Source organism: Streptomyces sp. NPDC050546, assembly GCF_044457425.1.
Classification (GTDB): Bacteria; Actinomycetota; Actinomycetes; order Streptomycetales; family Streptomycetaceae; genus Streptomyces.
Genome location: NZ_JBITGX010000014.1, coordinates 12,036 through 31,088, shown reverse-complemented (window position 1 = coordinate 31,088; position 19,053 = coordinate 12,036). Strand labels below are relative to the sequence as shown.

The following is a 19,053-nucleotide window of genomic DNA, read 5'->3' as shown; positions in this document are numbered from 1 at the left end:
GGGAAGCGATGGCGGACACGACGGACACACCGGCGGTCGACGCCGGCAGCGGGGGGAAACAGCCGAAGAGCGTACGGGTCGTGCTGCTCGCGCTGATGATCGCGATGATGCTCGCGATGCTCGACAACATGATCATCGGTACGGCGATGCCGACGATCGTCGGTGAGCTGGGCGGGCTCGAACACCTCTCCTGGGTCGTCACCGCCTACACGCTCGCGACCGCGGCCTCCACCCCGCTGTGGGGCAAGCTCGGCGACATGTACGGCCGCAAGGGCACGTTCATGACGTCCATCGTCATCTTCCTGATCGGCTCGGCGCTCAGCGGCATGGCCCAGAACATGGGCGAGCTGATCGGCTTCCGTGCCGTCCAGGGCCTCGGCGCCGGCGGTCTGATGGTCGGCGTCATGGCGATCATCGGGGACCTGATCCCGCCCCGGGAGCGCGGCAAGTACCAGGGCATGATGGCCGGCGTCATGGCGCTGGCGATGATCGGCGGCCCGCTGGTCGGCGGCACCATCACCGACAACTGGGGCTGGCGCTGGGCCTTCTACATCAACCTGCCGCTCGGCGTCGTCGCGCTGGCCGCCGTCAGTGTCGTCCTGCACCTGCCGAAGAAGCGGTCCGAGGCGCGGATCGACTACCTGGGCGCCGCGCTGCTGACCGTCGGCATCACCGCGATCGTGCTCGTCACCACCTGGGGCGGCACGGAGTACGCCTGGAGCTCCGCGCGGATCATGGAGCTGATCGGCATCGGGGTCGCGTCGCTCGTGGGGTTCGTGTTCTGGCAGACGAAGGCCGCCGAGCCGGTCGTGCCGCTGCACATCTTCCGCAGCCGCAACTTCACGCTGATGTCGGTCATCGGCTTCATCACCGGCTTCGTGATGTTCGGGGCCACGCTCTTCCTGCCGCTCTACCAGCAGTCCGTGCAGGGCGCTTCCGCGACGAACTCCGGGCTGCTGCTCCTGCCGATGCTCGGCGCGATGCTCGTCACCTCGATGGTCGCGGGGCGCGTCACCACGAACACCGGCAAGTACAAGGTCTTCCCGGTCCTCGGCAGCGCCCTGATGATCGTCGGGCTCTATCTGCTCTCCACGATGGACACGGGCACCTCCCGCCTCACCTCCGGCGTCTTCATGGCCGTGGTCGGGCTCGGCATGGGCTGTCTGATGCAGATCACCATGCTGGTCGCGCAGAACAGCGTCGAGATGAAGGACATGGGCGTCGCGTCCTCGTCCACCACGCTCTTCCGCACCCTCGGCTCCTCCTTCGGCGTCGCGATCATGGGCGCGCTGTTCAACAACCGCGTCCAGGACGTCATGAGCGAGCGGGCCGGCGCGCTGGGCTCCAAGGTGACCGAGCAGTCGGCTCAGCTCGACGCGAAGGGCCTGGAAAAGCTCCCGGCGCTGGCCCGCGAGGCCTACCAGCACGCGGTCTCCGCCGGCATCCACTCGGCGTTCCTGCTCGGAGCCGTGGTGGCGGTGGTCGCGCTCGCCGCGGCGCTGTTCGTGAAGGAGGTCCCGCTGAAGGGAGCGGGACCGAAGACCTCGGACGACGACAAGGCCGACGGCCCGGCCGCACAGACGCCGGTCGTCGAGGCGGTCTGACCGCTCTCCGGCCCCTTCCGACCCGCACCAGCTGCTGACGAAGGCCCCGGACGGGACACACACCCGCCCGGGGCCTTCGCCTTGCCGGGGAGCGAGGCCGGTGCCGCTGTCAGACCCCCGTGCCACCATCGACGTCATGGACAAGACGCGGCAGCTGCGGCTCGCCAAGGACGCCATGGACCGGGACTGGGCCGACCCCGGGCTGGACCTGGACACCGTCGCCGCGCACGCCGGGTACTCGCGGTATCACTTCATCCGCGCCTTCAAGGAGGCCTACGGCGAGACCCCCGGCCAGTACCTCACCCACCGCCGCATAGAACGCGCCGAGGACCTGCTGCGCACGGCGAACCTGTCGGTCACAGAGATCTGCCACCTGGTCGGCTTCAGCAGCGTCGGCACGTTCTCGGCCCGCTTCAAGACCTGGACCGGCCTCACCCCCAGCGAGTACCGCACCAAGCATGTCGGCAGGGGAGCCGCCCTCATCCCCGGCTGCTACCTGGATTCATTCGCAGGGCTCCGGCCTTCAGGTCGGGGGTGAAGCAAATCCGATCGTCGCGGCGCGGGGCGTCGCGGCGTCGTTCCGGCTGAGCTGGACGCTGCGGTGGCGGCGTGAGGTGGGGGAGTCAGGGTGATGATTCGTCCGTATGTTCTCTCTGGTGACACCTGTGCGACGTCCCTAATGTGATCGTCATGCAGCTCAGGTACAGCTATCGCCTGTACCCGGACACTGGCCAGCAGAGGGCGTTGGCGAGGGCGTTCGGGTGCGCCCGTGTTGTGTTCAACGACGCGGTCCGCGCCCGTGAGGACGCCCGTGAGGCCGGGCGGCCGTTCCCGACGGCCGGGGAGCTGTCCAGGCGATTGATCACCGAGGCCAAGCGGAGCGTGGAGCGGTCCTGGCTGGGTGAGGTGTCCGCGGTGGTGCTGCAGCAGTCCCTGCGGGACGCCGAGAGCGCGTACCGCAACTTCTTCGCCTCCCTCACGGGCACCCGCAAGGGCCCCAGAATTGGCCCGCCCCGCTTCAAGTCTCGGAAAGACGCCCGGCAGTCGATCCGGTTCACCGCCAACGCCCGCTGGAACATCACCGCCAGCGGCCGGCTGAGCCTGCCGAAGATCGGTGCGGTGAAGGTGAAGTGGTCCCGCACGCTGCCCACTGCCCCCACCTCGGTCACCGTGATCAAGGATGCGGCGGGGCGGTATTTCGCCTCCTTCGTCATCGACACCGACCCGGCCGTCGACGCGACCCGGATGCCCGAAACCGGCCAGACGATCGGCATCGATCTCGGCCTGACGCACTTCGCGGTCCTGTCCGACGGCACGAAGATCGACTCCCCTCGGTTCCTGCGCCGCGCGGAAAAGAAGCTGAAGAAGGCCCAGCGAGAGCTGTCCCGCAAACAGAAAGGCTCGAAGAACCGCGAAAAAGCCCGTCTCAGGGTCGCCCGCGCCCACGCCAAGGTCACCGACGCCCGCCGTGAGTTCCACCACCAGCTCTCCACGAAGCTGATCTCCGAGAACCAAGGGATCGCCGTGGAGGACCTGTCGGTGGCGGGACTGGCCCGCACCAGGCTGGCCAAGTCCGTGCACGACGCCGGGTGGTCCTCGTTCCTCGGCATGCTGGAGTACAAAGCGGCCCGGTACGGCCGGACCCTGGTGAAGATCGGCCGGTTCGAGCCGACCTCCCAGACCTGCTCGACCTGCGGCGTCAAGGACGGGCCCAAACCCCTGAATGTGAGGGAGTGGACCTGTGCCGCGTGCGGCACCGTCCATGACCGGGACACCAATGCCGCGATCAATGTGAAGACGGCCGCCGGACTGGCGGTATCGGCCTGCGGAGCGCCGGTAAGACCGGGAGCGATCCCGGCACAGCGTGAAGAAACAGGAAGCCACGGATTCTCGACCGAACCACGTGTCGCCTAGCGGCACAGGGATCCGGCCGAGAAGGCCAGAATCCTCGCCCTTCAGGGCGAGGAGCATGTCAAGCCATGCTCTGGGCTGGCTTCGGCTTCCGCTCGGCGCCCGGACATGGACCAGGACTGGTCCTGCTGATCCGCGAAAAGCCGGTCCGCGAGAACCGGCCCTACGACTACGACCCCGGCAGCATCGGATAGCTCCCCGTGTTCGTCGGCGCGTGCTCCGGCAGCCACAACACGGCCACGGCACCCTCGGCCGGCAGGTGCTCCGGCGTCCCGGGCGTGCGGACGTTGCGGAAGGTCAGCCGGGCGCCCAGCACCCGGGCCTGTCCGGCCGCGATGGTCAGGCCCAGGCCGTGGCCGTGACCGGCCCGGTCCTTGCTGCCGGTGCGGAAGCGGCTCGGCCCCTCGGCGAGCAGGTCCTCGGGGAAGCCCGGGCCGTGGTCGCGGACCCGGATGACCCGGCCCTCGACGGTGACCTCGATGGGCGGCTTGCCGTGCCGGGCCGCGTTGGCCAGGAGATTGAACAGGACCCGCTCCAGACGGCGCGGGTCGGTCGTGACCTCCGACTCGTGCACGACACGCACCTCGATGGCCGGGTCCTTGGCCGTCACCCGCCGGGCGACGAACTCGCCCAGCATGATGTCCTGCAGCTCCGCCCGCTCCGAGGCCCCGTCCAGCCGGGCCACCTCCAGCACGTCCTCCACGAGCGTGCGCATGGCCTTCGCCCGGTCCAGCACCAGCTCGGTCGGGCGGCCCGGCGGCAGCAGCTCGGCCGCGGTCAGCAGCCCGGTCACCGGAGTGCGCAGCTCGTGCGCGATGTCGGCGGTGACCCGGCGCTCCGCCTCTATGCGCTGCCGCAGGGTGTCCGCCATGGCGTCCACCGCGCTCGCCAGGTCGTCGGTCTCGTCCCGGACGACCCCGCCCATGGCGTCTCGCACCCGTACGTCCGTCTCGCCGCCCGCGAGCTGGTGGGCCGCGACGGACGCCTTGCGCAGCCGCCGCGACAGATGCCCGCCGATGAGCACACCGAGCGCGCTGCCGCCGAGGACGACCGCGATGGACCCGATGAGCAGGGCCTGGTCGAGGTCCTGGAGGATGTCCGAGCTGCGGTCCGTGAAGCCCGAGTGCAGGGACATCACATGCCCGTTCTTCAGCGGCACGGCGGCCCATATGTCCGGCGAGCCACCCGGCCGGTCCGCCACATAGGTCGCCCGCTGGCCCGCCTCGACCCGGTCCCGCAGGGCCGCCGGCAGATCCGGGTCGTCGATCTTGGTGTTGGGGAAGTTCATCCGCCCGGACAGCTCGAAGTTGCGCTGGGCGATCATGATGCGCTCGTCGGCGAGATCGCGCGCGTTGTCCAGCATCGAGACCCGCGCGGCGTTGTGCACGACCAGGCTCAGCGCGATCGCCACCAGCGCGCCGACCAGCGCGATGGCTGCGCTCAGCTTCCATCTGAGGCCCGTACGGATCCCCGCGTGTTCCACGCCCGAGGCGACCAGGCGCCGGAAATGCCCCCTCATAACCCCTGCTCAGGCCTTCAACTTGTAGCCGAAACCACGGACCGTCTCGATACGGTCCTGGCCGATCTTCTGTCGCAGCCGCTGCACATGCACGTCGACGACCCGGGTGTCCCCGCCCCAGCCGTAGTCCCACACCCGCTCCAGCAGCTTGTCGCGGGAGAGCACCGTGCCCGGCGCCGAGGAGAACTCCAGCAGCAGCCGCATCTCGGTCGGTGTCAGCGCCACCGGCTGCCCGGCCCGGCGGACCTCCATGCCCTCGGTGTCGACCTCCAGGTCCCCGAAGGCCAGCATCCCGCCGCTCGCCGGGGCGTCCGGCTCCTCGGCCCTGCCGCCGCCCGCGTGCCCGAAGCGGCGCAGCACCGCGCGGATCCGGGCGACCAGCACGGCCCCGTCGAACGGCTTGGTCACATAGTCGTCGGCGCCCGCCTCCAGGCCGAGCACCACATCGATGGAGTCGGCCCGCGCCGACAGCATGATGACCGGCACGGTCGACTCGTCCCGGATGCGGCGGCACAGGCTGACCCCGTCGAGACCGGGAACCATGACGTCCAGCAGCGCGATGTCGGGGCGGTCCGTCCGGAACGCCTCCAGGCCCGACAGGCCGTCGGGCATCGCGGTGACCACGAAGCCGTCCCGTTCCAGGGCGAGCTGTGTGGCCTCGCGGATGACGTCGTCGTCCTCGACGAACAGAACGTGGGTCTGGTCTGCCATCCCGGTGCTCTCAGTCCTCGTGTGGGTCGTGGGGGTGCGTACTTCTCACAGGACGCACGGTCCGTCCTCTCAGGGGACGCACGGTCCGTGCATCGCGTTCACCCAGAGATCGTTCCGAGCGGCCCGATCGGTTCACGCACACCGCGCCCGCGTCAGCTCGCGGGCACCGGCGACGGGCTGTCGCCGACGACCTTGCCGTAGTCGTTGTGCGTGCGGTACTTCTCGCTGAACCGGCCGGAAGCCCATCTGTACGTGATCACGTTCTCCCCGGAGGGGCTCGACACCGGGTCGCCCTTGTCGTACACCTGCTTGGTCACCACCAGGTCGCCGCGGTCGATCTCCGCGTAGACCGGGGGTTCCTCGGCCTTGAACACATTCTCGTACGAGCCGTCCCGCTCGCGATACACATAGCTGCCCACGCCCACCGCGTCACCGCAGGTCAGCACATTGACGACGACATCGTCGGCCGTCCCGCCGGTCAGCTTGCCGTAGGACACGTCGACGGGATACTCGTCGGCCACGCACGGCTTCAGCTCGCGCTTCACCTCGGGGGAGACCTCGGGGTCGTCCTTGACGAGCCGGACCGCGTTCACGGTGTCGGGCGTCTTGGAGGGGGAGGCCGAGGGGGTGGCCGCGGTGGCGCCCGCCACCGCGTCGGCGTGCGCCGGGCCCTCGTCACGGGCGCCGGTGCCGCCGGTGCCGCACCCGGACACGAAAAGGGCGAGGGCGGTGACCACGACCGATGCCGTGCTCACCGCCTGGATGCTGCCCCGGGTCCGTGGGGACCCCTCGCCGGTCAGGCCGCGCACCGCTCCCGCTCCTCACGCTCCAGCGCGCGTGCGTCCAGATCGCGGCTCTCCAGCTCCTCGCGGAGCCGGGCGAGCGCCCGGTGCAGCGTGCTCTTGACCGTTCCGGCCGACATACCGAGGGCGGCGGCCGTCTCCTCCGTGGACATCTGCTCCCAGTGTCGCAGCACCACGACACTGCGCTGCTTCGGGGCGAGCACCTTCAGGATGTCCATCAGCAGGGCGCGGTCCGCGTGCTGCTCGGTGGCGTCGTCGACCGAGGCGTCCGGGAGCTGCTCGGTGGGGACCTCCTCCAGCTTGCGGGCCCGCCACCACTCGGTCCGCGTGTTGATCATGACCCGGCGCAGGTAGGCGTCCGCCAGCCGCTTGTCCTCGATGGTCTCCCAGCGGCCGTAGGTCCGTACCAGCGCCGTCTGCAGCAGGTCCTGTGCGTCCGTCGGGTCCGGGACCAGGCGGCGAGCACTGCGCAGCAGTGCGTCCTGCCGGGTGCGGACGTACTCCTCGAACTCGAGCACCTCGCCCTGCGCCATGGTGAACCGCCTCCCGTTTCCCCGTTCGGGCCGGCTCCCCGCCGCCCGTGCACTGCCTGTGTTCCTTGGTCGTCCCGTGTCTTCCGGGAACGCAACTGAAGGTACGGAGGCGTTGTCACGGCGCTGTCCGAAGCAGCCTTCGGCTAGCACTCGGCTGTCCGTCGGTTGTGTAACGGAAGCCGGAACGGGGTACAGCGATGGGGGTGTTGAGGAGGCTATGGGGTGATTTGTCCACCTCGGGTCGCCGTCACGAAAGACCCGTGGCTGTGACCTGCCTGTACGTCAGGTCAGCGGCAGCCGGTACATCCCGCCCGCCAGCGGCTCCACCAAGCCGTCGGCGACCAGGCCGTCCAGGGCGCGGGCCCGCTGCACCGGCTCGTGCCACACACGGTCGAGCGCCGCCTGCGGAACCGGGGCGTGGGCCTCCCGCAGCACGGCCAGCAGCCGCCCGCGCACCTGCCGGTCGGTGCCCGCGTAGGTCTGGCCGCGGCGCGGCGGCCCGTCGTGCTCCGGCTTGCCCGCCAGCCGCCACGCGCACTGCGCGGCGATCGGGCAGCGGTGGCACGACTCGCTCTTCGCCGTGCACACGAGAGCGCCCAGTTCCATGGAGGCGGCGGCCCAGCGGGCGGCGGTCGCCTCATCCTCGGGGAGGAGCGCGCGGGCCAGTTTGCGCTCGGCGGCGGTGGTGGCGTTGGGCGGGTACCGCACGCCGGTGACCGCGCGGGCGAAGACCCGGCGCACATTGGTGTCCAGCACCGGGTGCCGCTGCCCGTAGGCGAAGGAGGCGACCGCGGCGGCCGTGTACTCGCCGATGCCGGGCAGCGCCAGCAGCTGGGCGTGGTCGGCCGGTACGTCACCGCCGTGCCGTTCCGTTATGGCGACGGCGGCGCCGTGCAGCCGCAGCGCGCGGCGCGGGTAGCCGAGCCGGCCCCAGGCGCGGACGGCCTCGCCGGGCGCCTCCTTGGCCAGGTCGGCGGGGCGGGGCCAGCGGGCCAGCCACTGCTCGTAGACGGGCAGGACGCGGCTCACCGGCGTCTGCTGGAGCATGAACTCACTGACCATCACGCCCCACGCCCCGGCCTCGGGGCGCCGCCACGGCAGGTCGCGGGCGTTGTCGTCGAACCAGTCGATGACCGGGAAGTGCAGGTCCCCGCCCGGCGGCGGGCCGGACGCGGTGTCGGAGGGGCCGGGGCTGGTGCGCGGGGTGTTCGTGGGAGCAGTCATGGCCATTCGATCCTGCCACGCGGGAGCCGCGAATCGGGCACACCGCCACCCGACAGGGAGAGGTACCTGACGATCGGCAGCAGTGCCGCCCCGCCGTCCGCCGATAGCGTCGGCCGAATGGAACGTCCTCGTTCGGCGCGGCTCGCCCGTGGCGCACTCCTCTGGGCCGCCCTCGCCCTGCCCGCGCTCACGGCGGACCGGATCGGGCTGAACGAGCCGCGCACGGCCTGGCAGGAGGCCGCCGGTGTGGCGGTGCTGGCCGCGGCCGCCGGCCTGTCGCGACGGCTGCCGCTCGCCGCTTTCGCACTGGCGGCCGCCCTGAGCCTGGTCGCCTCCCCGGCCCTGTTCACCGTCTCCTACGGCCCGGCCCTCGGCGTGTCCGCGCTGCTCCTCGGGCTGCGAGCGGCCCGGGCCCGCCCCGCGGTGCTGTGCTTCGCCGCCGTCGGTGGCGCGGGCACCGCGCGGATCGTGCTCGCCGGGGTCGACCCGGCCCCCGAGTGGCTGGTCATGACGGGCACACTGCTCTTCGGCTGCGTCTTCCCCTGGCTCGGCGGGCGCTACTGGCGGCAGAGCCGCGAGCTGGCCGCGGAGGGCTGGCTGCGGGCGGCCCGGCTGGAGGACGAGCAGCGCCTCACCGAGGAACGCGCCCGGCTGCGCGAACGCTCGCGGATCGCCCAGGACATGCACGACTCCCTCGGCCACGAGCTGAGCCTCATCGCCCTGCGCGCGGGCGCACTCCAGGTCGCCCCGGGCCTCGCCGGCGAACACCGGGCGGCGGCGGCCGAACTGCGCGGGGCGGCCGCGGACGCCACGGACCGGCTGCACCGCATCATCGGCGTCCTGCGCGAGGACGACGAGCCGGTGCCGCTGACCCCCGCGGGCGAGACCCTGGAGCAACTCGTCGCCCGCACCGCCGAGTCCGGCCTCCAGGTCTGCTGGGAACACACGTCCCCGGCGCCCGGCGGCCTCACCGAACGCCTGCTGTACCGCGTGACCCGCGAGGCACTGACCAACGCGACACGGCACGCCCCCGGCGCCTCCGTGGCCGTGGCGGTGACCGGGCGGGCCGAGGGGACGTCCGTCACCGTCACCAACGGCCCGTCCACCCAGCACAGTTCCCGGCCCTCCGGAGGCGGCACGGGCCTGCTCGGGCTGCGGACCGCTGTGACCGCCGTCGGCGGGGAGTTCGAGGCGGGCCCGCAGGGGGAGGGCTTCCGCGTCAGGGCGTACGTCCCCGCACAGCAGACCGCGACCAGGCCCACCCGCCCCGCCCCCGCCCCGTTCACCCACGCCCGACGCCGCGTGGCCGCCGGCCTCGGCACCGCGGCCGGCGTGGGCGTCGTCCTCGTCGGTGCCGCCTTCGGCTGGTACGCGTACGTGGAGAAGCACTCGGTGCTCGCACCCACCGCCTACGCGAAACTGCGACTGGGCGCCCCGGCCGCCGACGTCGAGCGCGTCCTGCCCGACCGGGACGTGAACGACCCGCCCGCCGAGCGGGCGGCGACACCGGCACCGGAGGGTGCCGACTGCCGTTACTACCGGGCGAGCGGTGAGCTGTTCGTCTCCGTCGACCACTTCAGACTGTGTTTCGACGCCGGGCGGCTCGTCGCCAAGGACGTCGTCCCGCGCGCCGGCCGGTCCGGCGAAGGCCGGGAAGAATACGAGGAGTTCTTACAGTGATCCGCGTGCTGCTGGCCGACGACGAGGCGATGGTGCGGGCCGGGGTGCGCGCCATCCTGGGCAGTGGTGGGGAGACGGAGGTCGTCGCCGAGGCGGGCGACGGCCGCGAGGCGGTCGAGCTGGCCCGCGCCCACCGCCCGGACGTGGCCCTGCTCGACATCCGTATGCCGCGGCTGGACGGTCTCACGGCGGCGGAGGAGATCGTCCGGACCGTGCCCGGCACGGCCGTCGCGATGCTCACCACCTTCTCCGAGGGCGCCTATGTCACCCGCGCCCTCGGCGGCGGCGCCACCGGGTTCCTGCTGAAGTCCGGAGACCCGTACGAACTGATCGCCGGCGTACGGGCGGTGGCCGCGGGCGCCGCGTTCCTGTCGCCGAAGGTGGCCCGGTACGTCATCGACGAGGGTCTCGGCGGCGGCCGGCTCACCCGCGAGGCACAGGCACGCGCCCGTGTGTCCGCCTTGAGCCCCCGCGAACGCGAGGTGCTCGGCCTGGTCGGCGCCGGCCTGTCCAACCCGGAGATCGCCGCCCGGCTGCATCTCGTCGAGGGCACGGTGAAGGCGTACGTCAGCGCGGTCCTGGACCGGCTGGGCGTGCGCAACCGCGTGCAGGCGGCGATCGTGGCGTACGAGGCGGGACTGGTGGAACCGTGACGCCCCGCCGGCTCAGGGCCGCGCGTGTGTCCCGTACGACGGTACGGGCGCCGGACCCGGCCCGGTGACCCACCGCGCGGCCGGTGCCGGCGAACCGCGCATCGCCCCGGCCAGCCGCGTCATCGGGCCCGTGCCCAGCCGTACGGCGACGAGGGCGACGAGCGTGCCGAGACCCAGCCCCGCGACCACGTCGTGCGGATAGTGCACGCCGACAAAGACCCGGGAGAAGGCCATCAGCAGGGCGAGCGGGGCCGTCAGCCACAGGAGTGCGCGCCGGACCAGGCCCAGGGCGACGGCCGCGGCGCCCGCGATCGTGGCGTGGTTGGACGGGAACGACCAGTCCCCGTGCGGCGGACACTCGGCCAGGGACGCCGCCGCACCGGCGACCGCCCGGCACGGACGCTCCTGCGTGACACCCGACTTGAGCACCTCACTGCACACATACGCCACAGCCGTGGCCAGAGGTGCAAGGGCCGCGATCGCGAACGCGTGGAGGGTGTCGTGGCGGGCACGCCACCAGGCGGTGGCGAACAGCGCGACGAAGAACAGCAGTCCGGCCTCCGTCCATAACCCGGCCCCGTGCTGTATCCACACAGGGGAGTCGTCGGCGAGATCCGTGATGTCGCGGTAGAGCGCGGTGTCCTCGAAGTCCATGGTCACGGACGGTAGGTGACGGGCCGATCCCGTCACACCCAGCGATCGTCGGGGACCGTACCTGACGAAAGACAGGGGCGGGGCGGCTGCTTCCGGCATGATGATCCGGAAAAGTTGTGGGCCTGAGCGGCGGGTGGGACCGGCTAACGCTCCGATCTCTCGTAAGGTTTGCGCCGTGGGATCTCTGCGCAATCCGGTCGGGCCGCTTCCCTCCTCCATCTACTGGCGTCGGAGGGTCGTACTGGTGTCCGTGGCTGCCCTGTTGGCGCTGCTGACCACCTGGCTCGTGACCATGGGCGGCGAAGGCGGCAAGGACGGCGACAACGGCGCCAACGGCAAGAATCCCGCGCCCTCCATCACTCCCGGCCCGTCGAGTTCGGGTCCGGCGATCAGCCAAGCGCCCGGCGGGCGCGACGAGTCGGGCGACGAAGGCTCCGGCGGCTCGTCGTCCGGGTCCGGGGCAGGGTCCGGCGGCGGTTCCGGTGACAGCTCGGGCGGCGGAGCAGAGGGCGGTTCCGGCACGGGCTCCGGCGGCGTCGGCTCGGGCGGGTCCGAGGGATCGAGCGGTTCGGGCGGTTCGGGCGGCTCCGGCGGTGCCGGTGGCTATGACGGCGGTACCACGGTGGGCGGCGTCGGCGCGGGCGACACGCTGCCGGCCGGTTCCATGCTGCCCAACTGCACCGCGAGCATGGTCAAGTTCAGCCTGCGCAGCCAGCACAACAGCTACGACCCCCAGCAGACGCCCACATTCCTGCTGACCGCGCGGAACGTCTCCGGCCACGACTGCAAGATCGATCTCGGGCCGAAGAACGCGGTGTTCACGATCACCGAGGCCAGCGCCGACGACGACTACTGGTCTTCCAAGGACTGCCCCAGGGTCGCCGGCAGCCGGCTGTACCGCGTTCCCGCGGGCAGCGGCATCACCTACGCCCTGAAGTGGGACCGCAAGCCCAGCGCCCCCGAGTGCGCCACACCTCCCTCCGGCTCGGCCGGGGCGGGCACCTACCTGGTGGAGGCCAAGGCTCCGGGCTACGCGAAGGTGCAGACGTCGTTCGTGCTGAAAAACGATTAGCCGCCGTGCTGAAGAACGACCAGCCGCTTGTCGTTCAGCCGGCGGCCACGCCTTCATGGGTGAGGGGGGTGTTCCCGACCGGGAACACCCCCCTCACGCGTCAGCGTGCGCTGAAGGTTAGACGTACCGCTCCAGGATCGAGGACTCCGCCAGCCGCGACAGGCCCTCCCGCACGCTGCGCGCCCGGGCCTCGCCCACACCGTCCACCGTCTGGAGGTCGTCGACGCTCGCGGCGAGCAGCTTCTGCAGGCCGCCGAAGTGCTCCACGAGGCGGTCGATGATCGCGCCGGGGAGCCGGGGCACCTTGGCGAGGAGGCGGAAGCCGCGGGGGGACACCGCCGAGTCCAGCGTCTCGGGCGAGCCCGTGTAACCCAGGGCCCGCGCCACGATGGGCAGTTCGAGCAGCTCGGAGTGGGTGAGGGCGTCGAGCTCGGCCAGCGCCTCGTCCACCGTGCGGGACCGCTTGGCGGTCGGCTCGGGCACGTAGTCCCGGACGACCAGTTCGCGTTCGGGCTCCACGCCGGCGATCAGCTCGTCGAGCTGGAGGGCCAGCAGACGTCCGTCGGTGCCCAGCTCCACCACGTACTCGGCGATCTCCGTGGCGATGCGGCGCACCATCTCCAGGCGCTGGGCGACCGCCGAGACGTCCCGGACGGTCACCAGGTCCTCGATCTCCAGCGCCGACAGCGTGCCCGCGACCTCGTCGAGGCGGAGCTTGTAGCGCTCCAGGGTGGCGAGGGCCTGGTTGGCGCGGGACAGGATCGCCGCCGAGTCCTCCAGGACACGGCGCTGGCCGTCGACGTACAGGGCGATCAGCCGCATCGACTGGGAGACCGAGACCACCGGGAAGCCGACCTGCCTGCTGACACGGTCCGCGGTGCGGTGCCGGGTGCCGGTCTCCTCCGTGGGGATCGTCGGGTCCGGGACCAGCTGCACGCCCGCGCGCAGGATCTTCGACAGGTCCGAGGACAGCACGATGCCGCCGTCCAGCTTGCACAGCTCGCGCAGCCGGGTCGCGGTGAACTCGACGTCCAGCACGAAACCGCCGCTGCACAGCGCCTCGACGGTCTTGTCGGAGCCCAGCACGATGAGACCGCCGGTGTTGCCCCGGAGCACCCGCTCCAGGCCGTCACGCAGGGCGGTTCCGGGTGCCACGGCGCTCAGTGAAGCGCGCATCAGGCCATCGGTACCGGCACTCCCACCGGATTTTCCGGGAGCTGCTGCCCGGTCGTTGGCTGCCACTGCACTCCTCCGGTCGCAGGTTCTGGGGCGCCCCGTGTCGCACACTCGGTTCGCACGGACGGGCGAGACCTGGGCAAAGTCTACCGGCGACCCTCCTCGTCCTGTGGGGCCTCTCTGCGACGGGAGCGGGGAAGGACCCGCAGCGCGTCCCCTATGTCCGAGACTTCCAGAACCTTCATACCCGCGGGGATCTTGCCCGGGTCGCCCGGTACCAGGGCGTGTGTGAAGCCCAGACGGTGGGCTTCCGCCAGCCTGCGCTGCACGCCCGTGACCCGCCTCACCTCGCCGGCGAGACCGACTTCCCCGATCGCGACCAGGTTCTTGGGGAGAGGTGTGTCACTCGCCGCGCTCGCCAGGGCGAGGGCGACGGCCAGATCCGCCGCGGGCTCCGAGAGCTTCACGCCGCCGACCGTCGCGGAGTAGATGTCCCGCTTGCCCAAGGCGCTGATCCGGCCGCGCTGTTCCAGCACCGCCAGCATCATCGAGACGCGGGAGGTCTCCAGGCCCGAGGTAGTGCGGCGCGGGGAGGGGATCTGCGAGTCGACCGTGAGGGCCTGGACCTCGGCGACCAGCGGGCGGCGGCCCTCAAGGGTGACGGTCAGACAGGTGCCCGGGACCGGTTCCGCCCGACGTGTCAGGAAAAGTCCGCTCGGGTCCGCGAGGCCCGTGATGCCCTCGTCGTGCAGTTCGAAGCAGCCGACCTCGTCGGTGGTGCCGTAGCGGTTCTTGACGCCCCGGACGAGGCGGAGGCGGGCGTGCCGGTCGCCCTCGAAGTGCAGGACGACGTCCACGAGGTGCTCCAGCAGACGCGGGCCGGCGATGGCGCCGTCCTTGGTGACATGGCCCACCAGCAGCGTGGACATGCCGCGTTCCTTCGACGCCCGGATCAGGGCGCCCGCGACCTCCCGCACCTGGGCCATGCCGCCGGGCGCGCCGTCGATCTCCGGGGAGGCCACCGTCTGCACCGAGTCCAGGATCAGCAGCGACGGCTTCACCGCGTCCAAGTGGCCCAGCACCGCCGACAGATCCGTCTCGGCGGCCAGGTACAGATGGTCGTCGATGGCGTTGATGCGGTCGGCGCGCAGCCGGACCTGGCTCGCCGACTCCTCGCCCGTCACGTACAGCGTGCGGTGCTCGTCGCTCGCCGACTTGGCCGCCACATCGAGCAGGAGCGTCGACTTGCCGACCCCCGGCTCGCCCGCGACCAGCACCACCGCGCCGGGGACCAGGCCGCCGCCGAGCACGCGGTCCAGCTCGGGCACGCCGGTGGAGCGGGCCGTCGCCCGGCGGACGTCCACCTGGCCGATGGGCAGGGCGGAGGTGGTGACCCTGCCCGGTGTCGTCGTACGGACCGCGGGCGCGCCGTACTCCTCGACCGTCCCCCAGGCCTGGCACTCGGGGCAGCGGCCGAGCCACTTCGCCGTCTGCCACCCGCACTCCGTGCAGCGGTAGGACGGACGGTCCTTGGTGGTCTTCGTACGGGCAGCCATGGACGAAACCGTAGCCGCAGGCACTGACACCGCGGTGACCGGAGTGCGCGGCGTCGGTGCGACCGGATGGCCCGGCCACCCGCACGCCCGGATGGCCCGGCCATCCGCGCGCCAGGGCCCCGCCACCCCGCGCCAGCGGCGGAACAACTGGTTCCTGTCCCCTATTGAGGGATCGTTTCACCCGTACGGATTAAATGTGCTCAAGCCGCCGGAAGGTAACACTCCCGGCCCCCTACGGTCGCCGAATGACGAGCAGTACGCCGGAGATCTCGACCCGCTCGGCCGGCGCCCACCGGGCGCACCGGGAAGCGCGTGACCACGGCGCGGCGCGCACGCTGGTGCAGCGGCCGCCCGCGCGCTACGAGCCCTACCTGGACGGCCTGTTCACCTACTGCCTGTCCGTGCTGTGCGACCACGACGCCGCGACCGCCGCCCTGGGCGACGTCCTCGCACTCGCCGAACGCCGCGGCCGGCACGTCCCGGAGGCGCCCGCGGACCGCAGGGCCTGGCTGTACGCGCTGGCCCGCTGGGCATGCCTGCGGGGGCTGGCCGAGGCCAAGCAGAAACGTACGAGCAGCCACGCGGCGGGCCGCACGGGGCGCGCCGAACCCCCGGCCGCCCCGGCCCTCTCCGAGGAGGTCCAGGAACGGCGTCGCGGCGAACTGGCCCTGCTGGCCTGGCCGGAGGCCGCAGGCACCACCCCGGAGCAGCGCGAGGCGCTCGAACTGGCCGTGCGCCACCACCTCGCCGCCCACGAGGTCGCCGCCGTCCTCGGCATGGATCTCGCCACCACCCGCGACCTGCTCGCCTCCGCCGCCTGTGAGGTCGAACGCACGCGCGCGGCCCTCGCCGTGGTCGAGACCGGGGCGTGTCCGAGCGTCGCCCACCTCGTCGGCGACGACCGGCTCGTGCTCGGCACGGCCCTGCGCCGCGAACTCGTCCGGCACGTCGACGACTGCCCGCGCTGCCGCCGCACCGCCGAGCGCGCCATCCCCGGCCGCTGGCCCGGCACCAGCGTCACGCCCGCCGCGCTGCCCGTCCTGCCCGCGCCCCTCGCGGACCTGCACGTCGCCATGGCCCACCATCCACGCGCGCGTGGCGCCGCACCCCGCTTCGACCGGCGCGGCTACCCGATGGACCCCAAGGACCGCGCCGCCCGCAGGGAACGTCTCCGCGCGCGTGCCGTCACCACGACCGTCGTCGCCACCGTCGTGGCCGCCCCTGTGCTCGCCCTGTGGGCCGCCTACCGGGGCACCCCCGTGGGTGAGGCCCAGGACGGCCGTTCCGCCTCCGCGCTCGAGGTGGACGACCCGCTCCGCCTGGACGGCGAGATGGCGGGCGGCGGCTATGAGAACACCGGCAACGCGAGCACCAGACCCGGCCCCCGCTTCGGCAAGAACGGAAAGGCCGACGTGTCCGTGGAGGTCATCGGCGTCGCCGTCGCCGGCCGGGCGAGCGCTCTGGAGGTCACGGCGGACAACACGGGCGACACCACCCTGATCACCCTCACCGCCACGGGCCCGTCCCCGGTCCGCTGGTCCGCCTCCACGGGAGCCGACTGGCTCTACCTCAGCCAGACCTCGGGAACGCTCCGGCCCGGCGAGTCGTTGACGATCAAGGTGTACGTCGACCACCTGCGGGAGCCCTCCGGCCCCTGGCACGCGCAGGTGGCGGTCGCACCCGTCGGCGCCGTCGTCCACATCGAGGGCTTCGGCACCGCGCCCACCCCCACCGATCCCGGCCCCGGCCCGGATCCCCACCCCAGCGACCCGCCGCCGGCCCACCCCGACCCGACGCCCACGACGTCGGCACCGGACCCCGACCCGACGCCGACGACTCCGCCCCCGTCAGCGGAGCCCGACCCGGACCCCACGCCCACCGACCCGGGCCCGACCGACCCGACGGACCCGGCACCCCCGCCCTCGGAGGGCGACGACCCTGGACCGTCCACGTCATAGGCGCAGGTCAGCCGACATCAATACAGGTCAGCCGGCCGACACCAACGCACGTCAGCCGGCCGACATCAACGCAGGTCAGTCGACCGGATCAGCCGGATGCGGCGCCAGCAACGGCAGCTGCGAGGCCAGCCGCTCCTCGCACAGCTCGACCAGCCGGTCGTAGCCCGCCTTGCCCATCAGCTCGATCAGCTCCGGCCGGTAGGACACGTACACCGGATCGCCCGCACCGTGCGCCGAGGTCGCCGACGTGCACCACCAGTGCAGGTCATGGCCGCCCGGGCCCCAGCCGCGGCGGTCGTACTCACCGATCGACACCTGCAGCACCCGAGTGTCGTCGGGCCGGTCGATCCACTCGTACGTCCGCCGCACCGGAAGCTGCCAGCACACGTCCGGCTTGGTCTCCAGCGGCTCGCGGCCCTCCTTCAGGGCGAGGATGTGCAGCGAGCAGCCCGCGCCGCCCGGGAAGCCCGGCCGGTTCTGGAAGATGCACGACCCCTGGAAGGGCCGCGTCTGCCGGTCGCCGTCCTCGTCCTCGGAGATCCAGCCGCTGCTCGTGCCCTCGGCGTGGTTCTGCCAGATGTCCGGCGTGAGCCGCGCCACATGCTCGGCGACCCGCTTCTCGTCGTCCTCGTCGGAGAAGTGGGCACCCAACGTGCAGCACCCGTCGTCCGCGCGGCCGGCCTGGATGCCCTGGCAGCCGCTGCCGAAGATGCAGTTCCAGCGAGAGGTCAGCCATGTCAGATCGCAGCGGAAGACCTGCTCGTCGTCCGCCGGATCAGGAAACTCCACCCACGCGCGGGCGAAGTCGAGGCCTTTCTCGTCGGACACCGCGGGGCCCGATGATTTGTCGCGCTTCGCCTTTTTCGTCTTTGGCACAGCTCCAGGGTACGGGCCTTGTGCCCACACCGAGGACGGCGGACGGTCCGGCTGGCAGTAGCGTTCCGTACATGAGACTCGGTGTCCTCGACGTGGGATCGAACACGGTGCATCTGCTCGTGGTGGACGCGCATCCCGGCGCGTGCCCGTTGCCCGCGCACTCGCACAAGGCGGAACTGCGCCTCGCCCAGCTCCTCGACGACGACGGCGCGATCGGCCCGCACGGCGTCGACCGGCTGGTCTCGGTCGTCCAGGAGGCGCTCCAGGCCGCCGAGGACAAGGGCGTCGAGGATCTGCTGCCGTTCGCCACCTCCGCCGTACGCGAGGCCCGCAACGCCGACGACGTCCTCGCGCGCGTGCGGGCTGAGACCGGCGTCGAGCTCCAGGTCCTGACCGGCGCGGAGGAGGCCCGTCTCACCTTCCTCGCCGCCCGCCGCTGGTTCGGCTGGTCGGCCGGGAAACTGCTGGTCCTGGACATCGGCGGCGGCTCCCTCGAGGTCGCCTACGGCATCGACGAGGAGCCCGACGCGGCCGTCTCGCTGCCGCTGGGCGCGGGCCGCCTCACCTCCGGCTGGCTGCCCGGCGACCCGCCCTCCCCGGACGACGTCCGCGCCCTGCGCCGCCATGTGCGCACCGAGATCGCCCGCACGGTCGGCGAGTTCAGCCGAATCGGTTCCCCCGACCACGTCGTGGCCACGTCCAAGACCTTCAAGCAGCTGGCCCGCATCGCCGGCGCCGCCCGCTCCGCCGAGGGCCCCTACGTCCAGCGCGAGCTCAAGCGGGAGTCCCTGGAGGCCTGGGTCCCGAGGCTGGCCGGCATGACGGAGGCGGAACGGGCCGAGCTGCCGGGCGTCTCGGAGGGCAGGGCGAACCAGCTCCTGGCCGGCGCCCTGGTCGCCGAGGGCGCGATGGACCTGTTCGGCGTCGAGCGCGTGGAGATCTGCCCCTGGGCGCTGCGCGAGGGCGTGATCCTCCGGCGCCTGGACCACATGGAGTCCGCGTAGCAAGGCATGGAGTCCGCGTAAGAGAGCTGCGAAGAAACATGCACCCCCGCCGTGGCGAACACCACAACGGCGAAGAGGCCCCCCGCCCCGCCCCGACCACACCCCGTAATCTGTCCTGC

Annotated in this window: 18 protein-coding genes; 9 read left to right on the top strand and 9 right to left on the bottom strand. The window is 72.0% G+C overall.

Annotation, left to right across the window (positions count from 1 at the left end; genetic code table 11):
- Positions 1–8: 8 nt before the first annotated feature.
- From ACIBK5_RS30655 to ACIBK5_RS30640, 4 genes are all read left to right on the top strand, one after another.
- Positions 9–1,604, top strand: a complete 1,596-nt coding sequence (locus tag ACIBK5_RS30655) for an MDR family MFS transporter (protein ID WP_399024529.1) — start codon at positions 9–11, stop codon at positions 1,602–1,604.
- 136 nt (positions 1,605–1,740) lie between these two features.
- Positions 1,741–2,142, top strand: coding sequence for a helix-turn-helix transcriptional regulator (locus ACIBK5_RS30650; protein ID WP_399024527.1), 402 nt, complete (start codon positions 1,741–1,743; stop codon positions 2,140–2,142).
- A 152-nt stretch (positions 2,143–2,294) separates the two neighbouring features.
- Positions 2,295–3,518, top strand: coding sequence for an RNA-guided endonuclease InsQ/TnpB family protein (locus ACIBK5_RS30645; protein WP_399024525.1), 1,224 nt, complete (start codon positions 2,295–2,297; stop codon positions 3,516–3,518).
- A 65-nt stretch (positions 3,519–3,583) separates the two neighbouring features.
- Positions 3,584–3,709 (top strand): hypothetical protein, encoded by a 126-nt coding sequence (locus ACIBK5_RS30640; protein WP_399024523.1) that lies wholly within the window; start codon positions 3,584–3,586, stop codon positions 3,707–3,709.
- On the opposite strand, the gene cseC is transcribed toward ACIBK5_RS30640, so the two are convergent.
- From cseC to ACIBK5_RS30615, 5 genes are all read right to left on the bottom strand, one after another.
- Positions 3,685–5,034, bottom strand: a complete 1,350-nt coding sequence (gene cseC / locus ACIBK5_RS30635) for a two-component system sensor histidine kinase CseC (protein ID WP_399024521.1) — start codon at positions 5,032–5,034, stop codon at positions 3,685–3,687. The two genes, ACIBK5_RS30640 and cseC, sit on opposite strands and share 25 nt — an antisense overlap.
- 9 nt (positions 5,035–5,043) lie before the next feature.
- Positions 5,044–5,745: a two-component system response regulator CseB gene (cseB, locus tag ACIBK5_RS30630; protein WP_382490815.1), complete on the bottom strand. Its 702-nt coding sequence runs from the start codon at positions 5,743–5,745 to the stop codon at positions 5,044–5,046.
- 152 nt (positions 5,746–5,897) lie between these two features.
- A complete protein-coding gene (locus tag ACIBK5_RS30625; protein WP_399024520.1) occupies positions 5,898–6,554 on the bottom strand; it encodes a hypothetical protein in 657 nt (218 codons plus the stop codon).
- Positions 6,542–7,081 (bottom strand): SigE family RNA polymerase sigma factor, encoded by a 540-nt coding sequence (locus ACIBK5_RS30620; RefSeq protein WP_030251439.1) that lies wholly within the window; start codon positions 7,079–7,081, stop codon positions 6,542–6,544. The genes ACIBK5_RS30625 and ACIBK5_RS30620 overlap by 13 nt, the downstream gene beginning before the upstream one ends.
- Positions 7,082–7,363: 282 nt before the next feature.
- Positions 7,364–8,305, bottom strand: coding sequence for an A/G-specific adenine glycosylase (locus tag ACIBK5_RS30615; protein ID WP_399024519.1), 942 nt, complete (start codon positions 8,303–8,305; stop codon positions 7,364–7,366).
- A gap of 117 nt (positions 8,306–8,422) precedes the next feature.
- Here ACIBK5_RS30615 and ACIBK5_RS30610 point away from each other — a divergent pair, with 117 nt between their 5' ends.
- A complete protein-coding gene (locus ACIBK5_RS30610; protein ID WP_399024517.1) occupies positions 8,423–9,985 on the top strand; it encodes a sensor histidine kinase in 1,563 nt (520 codons plus the stop codon).
- Positions 9,982–10,638, top strand: a complete 657-nt coding sequence (locus ACIBK5_RS30605) for a response regulator (RefSeq protein WP_399024515.1) — start codon at positions 9,982–9,984, stop codon at positions 10,636–10,638. Before ACIBK5_RS30610 ends, ACIBK5_RS30605 begins: the two co-directional genes overlap by 4 nt.
- 12 nt (positions 10,639–10,650) lie before the next feature.
- Here the strand turns inward: ACIBK5_RS30605 and ACIBK5_RS30600 are convergent, their stop codons facing one another.
- Complete coding sequence (locus ACIBK5_RS30600) at positions 10,651–11,292, bottom strand: phosphatase PAP2 family protein (RefSeq protein WP_399024513.1); 642 nt, start codon at positions 11,290–11,292, stop codon at positions 10,651–10,653.
- Between the two features lie 175 nt (positions 11,293–11,467).
- On the opposite strand from ACIBK5_RS30600, the gene ACIBK5_RS30595 reads away from it, so the two are divergent.
- Positions 11,468–12,364 (top strand): hypothetical protein, encoded by an 897-nt coding sequence (locus ACIBK5_RS30595; RefSeq protein ID WP_399024510.1) that lies wholly within the window; start codon positions 11,468–11,470, stop codon positions 12,362–12,364.
- A gap of 117 nt (positions 12,365–12,481) precedes the next feature.
- Here the strand turns inward: ACIBK5_RS30595 and disA are convergent, their stop codons facing one another.
- Both disA and radA read right to left on the bottom strand, forming a co-directional pair.
- On the bottom strand, positions 12,482–13,606 hold the full coding sequence (disA, locus tag ACIBK5_RS30590; protein WP_399024508.1) for a DNA integrity scanning diadenylate cyclase DisA: 1,125 nt from the start codon (positions 13,604–13,606) through the stop codon (positions 12,482–12,484).
- 80 nt (positions 13,607–13,686) lie between these two features.
- The gene (gene radA, locus ACIBK5_RS30585; protein ID WP_399024506.1) at positions 13,687–15,096 is read right to left on the bottom strand and encodes a DNA repair protein RadA; all 1,410 of its coding nucleotides are present in this window, start codon (positions 15,094–15,096) and stop codon (positions 13,687–13,689) included.
- Positions 15,097–15,341: 245 nt separating this feature from the next.
- On the opposite strand from radA, the gene ACIBK5_RS30580 reads away from it, so the two are divergent.
- Complete coding sequence (locus ACIBK5_RS30580; RefSeq protein ID WP_399024504.1) at positions 15,342–17,054, top strand: hypothetical protein; 1,713 nt, start codon at positions 15,342–15,344, stop codon at positions 17,052–17,054.
- Positions 17,055–17,129: 75 nt separating this feature from the next.
- Here ACIBK5_RS30580 and ACIBK5_RS30575 read toward each other — a convergent pair whose 3' ends face one another.
- Entirely contained in the window at positions 17,130–17,930 is an 801-nt protein-coding gene (locus tag ACIBK5_RS30575) for a hypothetical protein (protein ID WP_399024502.1), read from the bottom strand.
- A gap of 71 nt (positions 17,931–18,001) precedes the next feature.
- On the opposite strand from ACIBK5_RS30575, the gene ACIBK5_RS30570 reads away from it, so the two are divergent.
- A complete protein-coding gene (locus ACIBK5_RS30570; protein WP_399024499.1) occupies positions 18,002–18,934 on the top strand; it encodes a Ppx/GppA family phosphatase in 933 nt (310 codons plus the stop codon).
- Positions 18,935–19,053 lie beyond the last annotated feature (119 nt).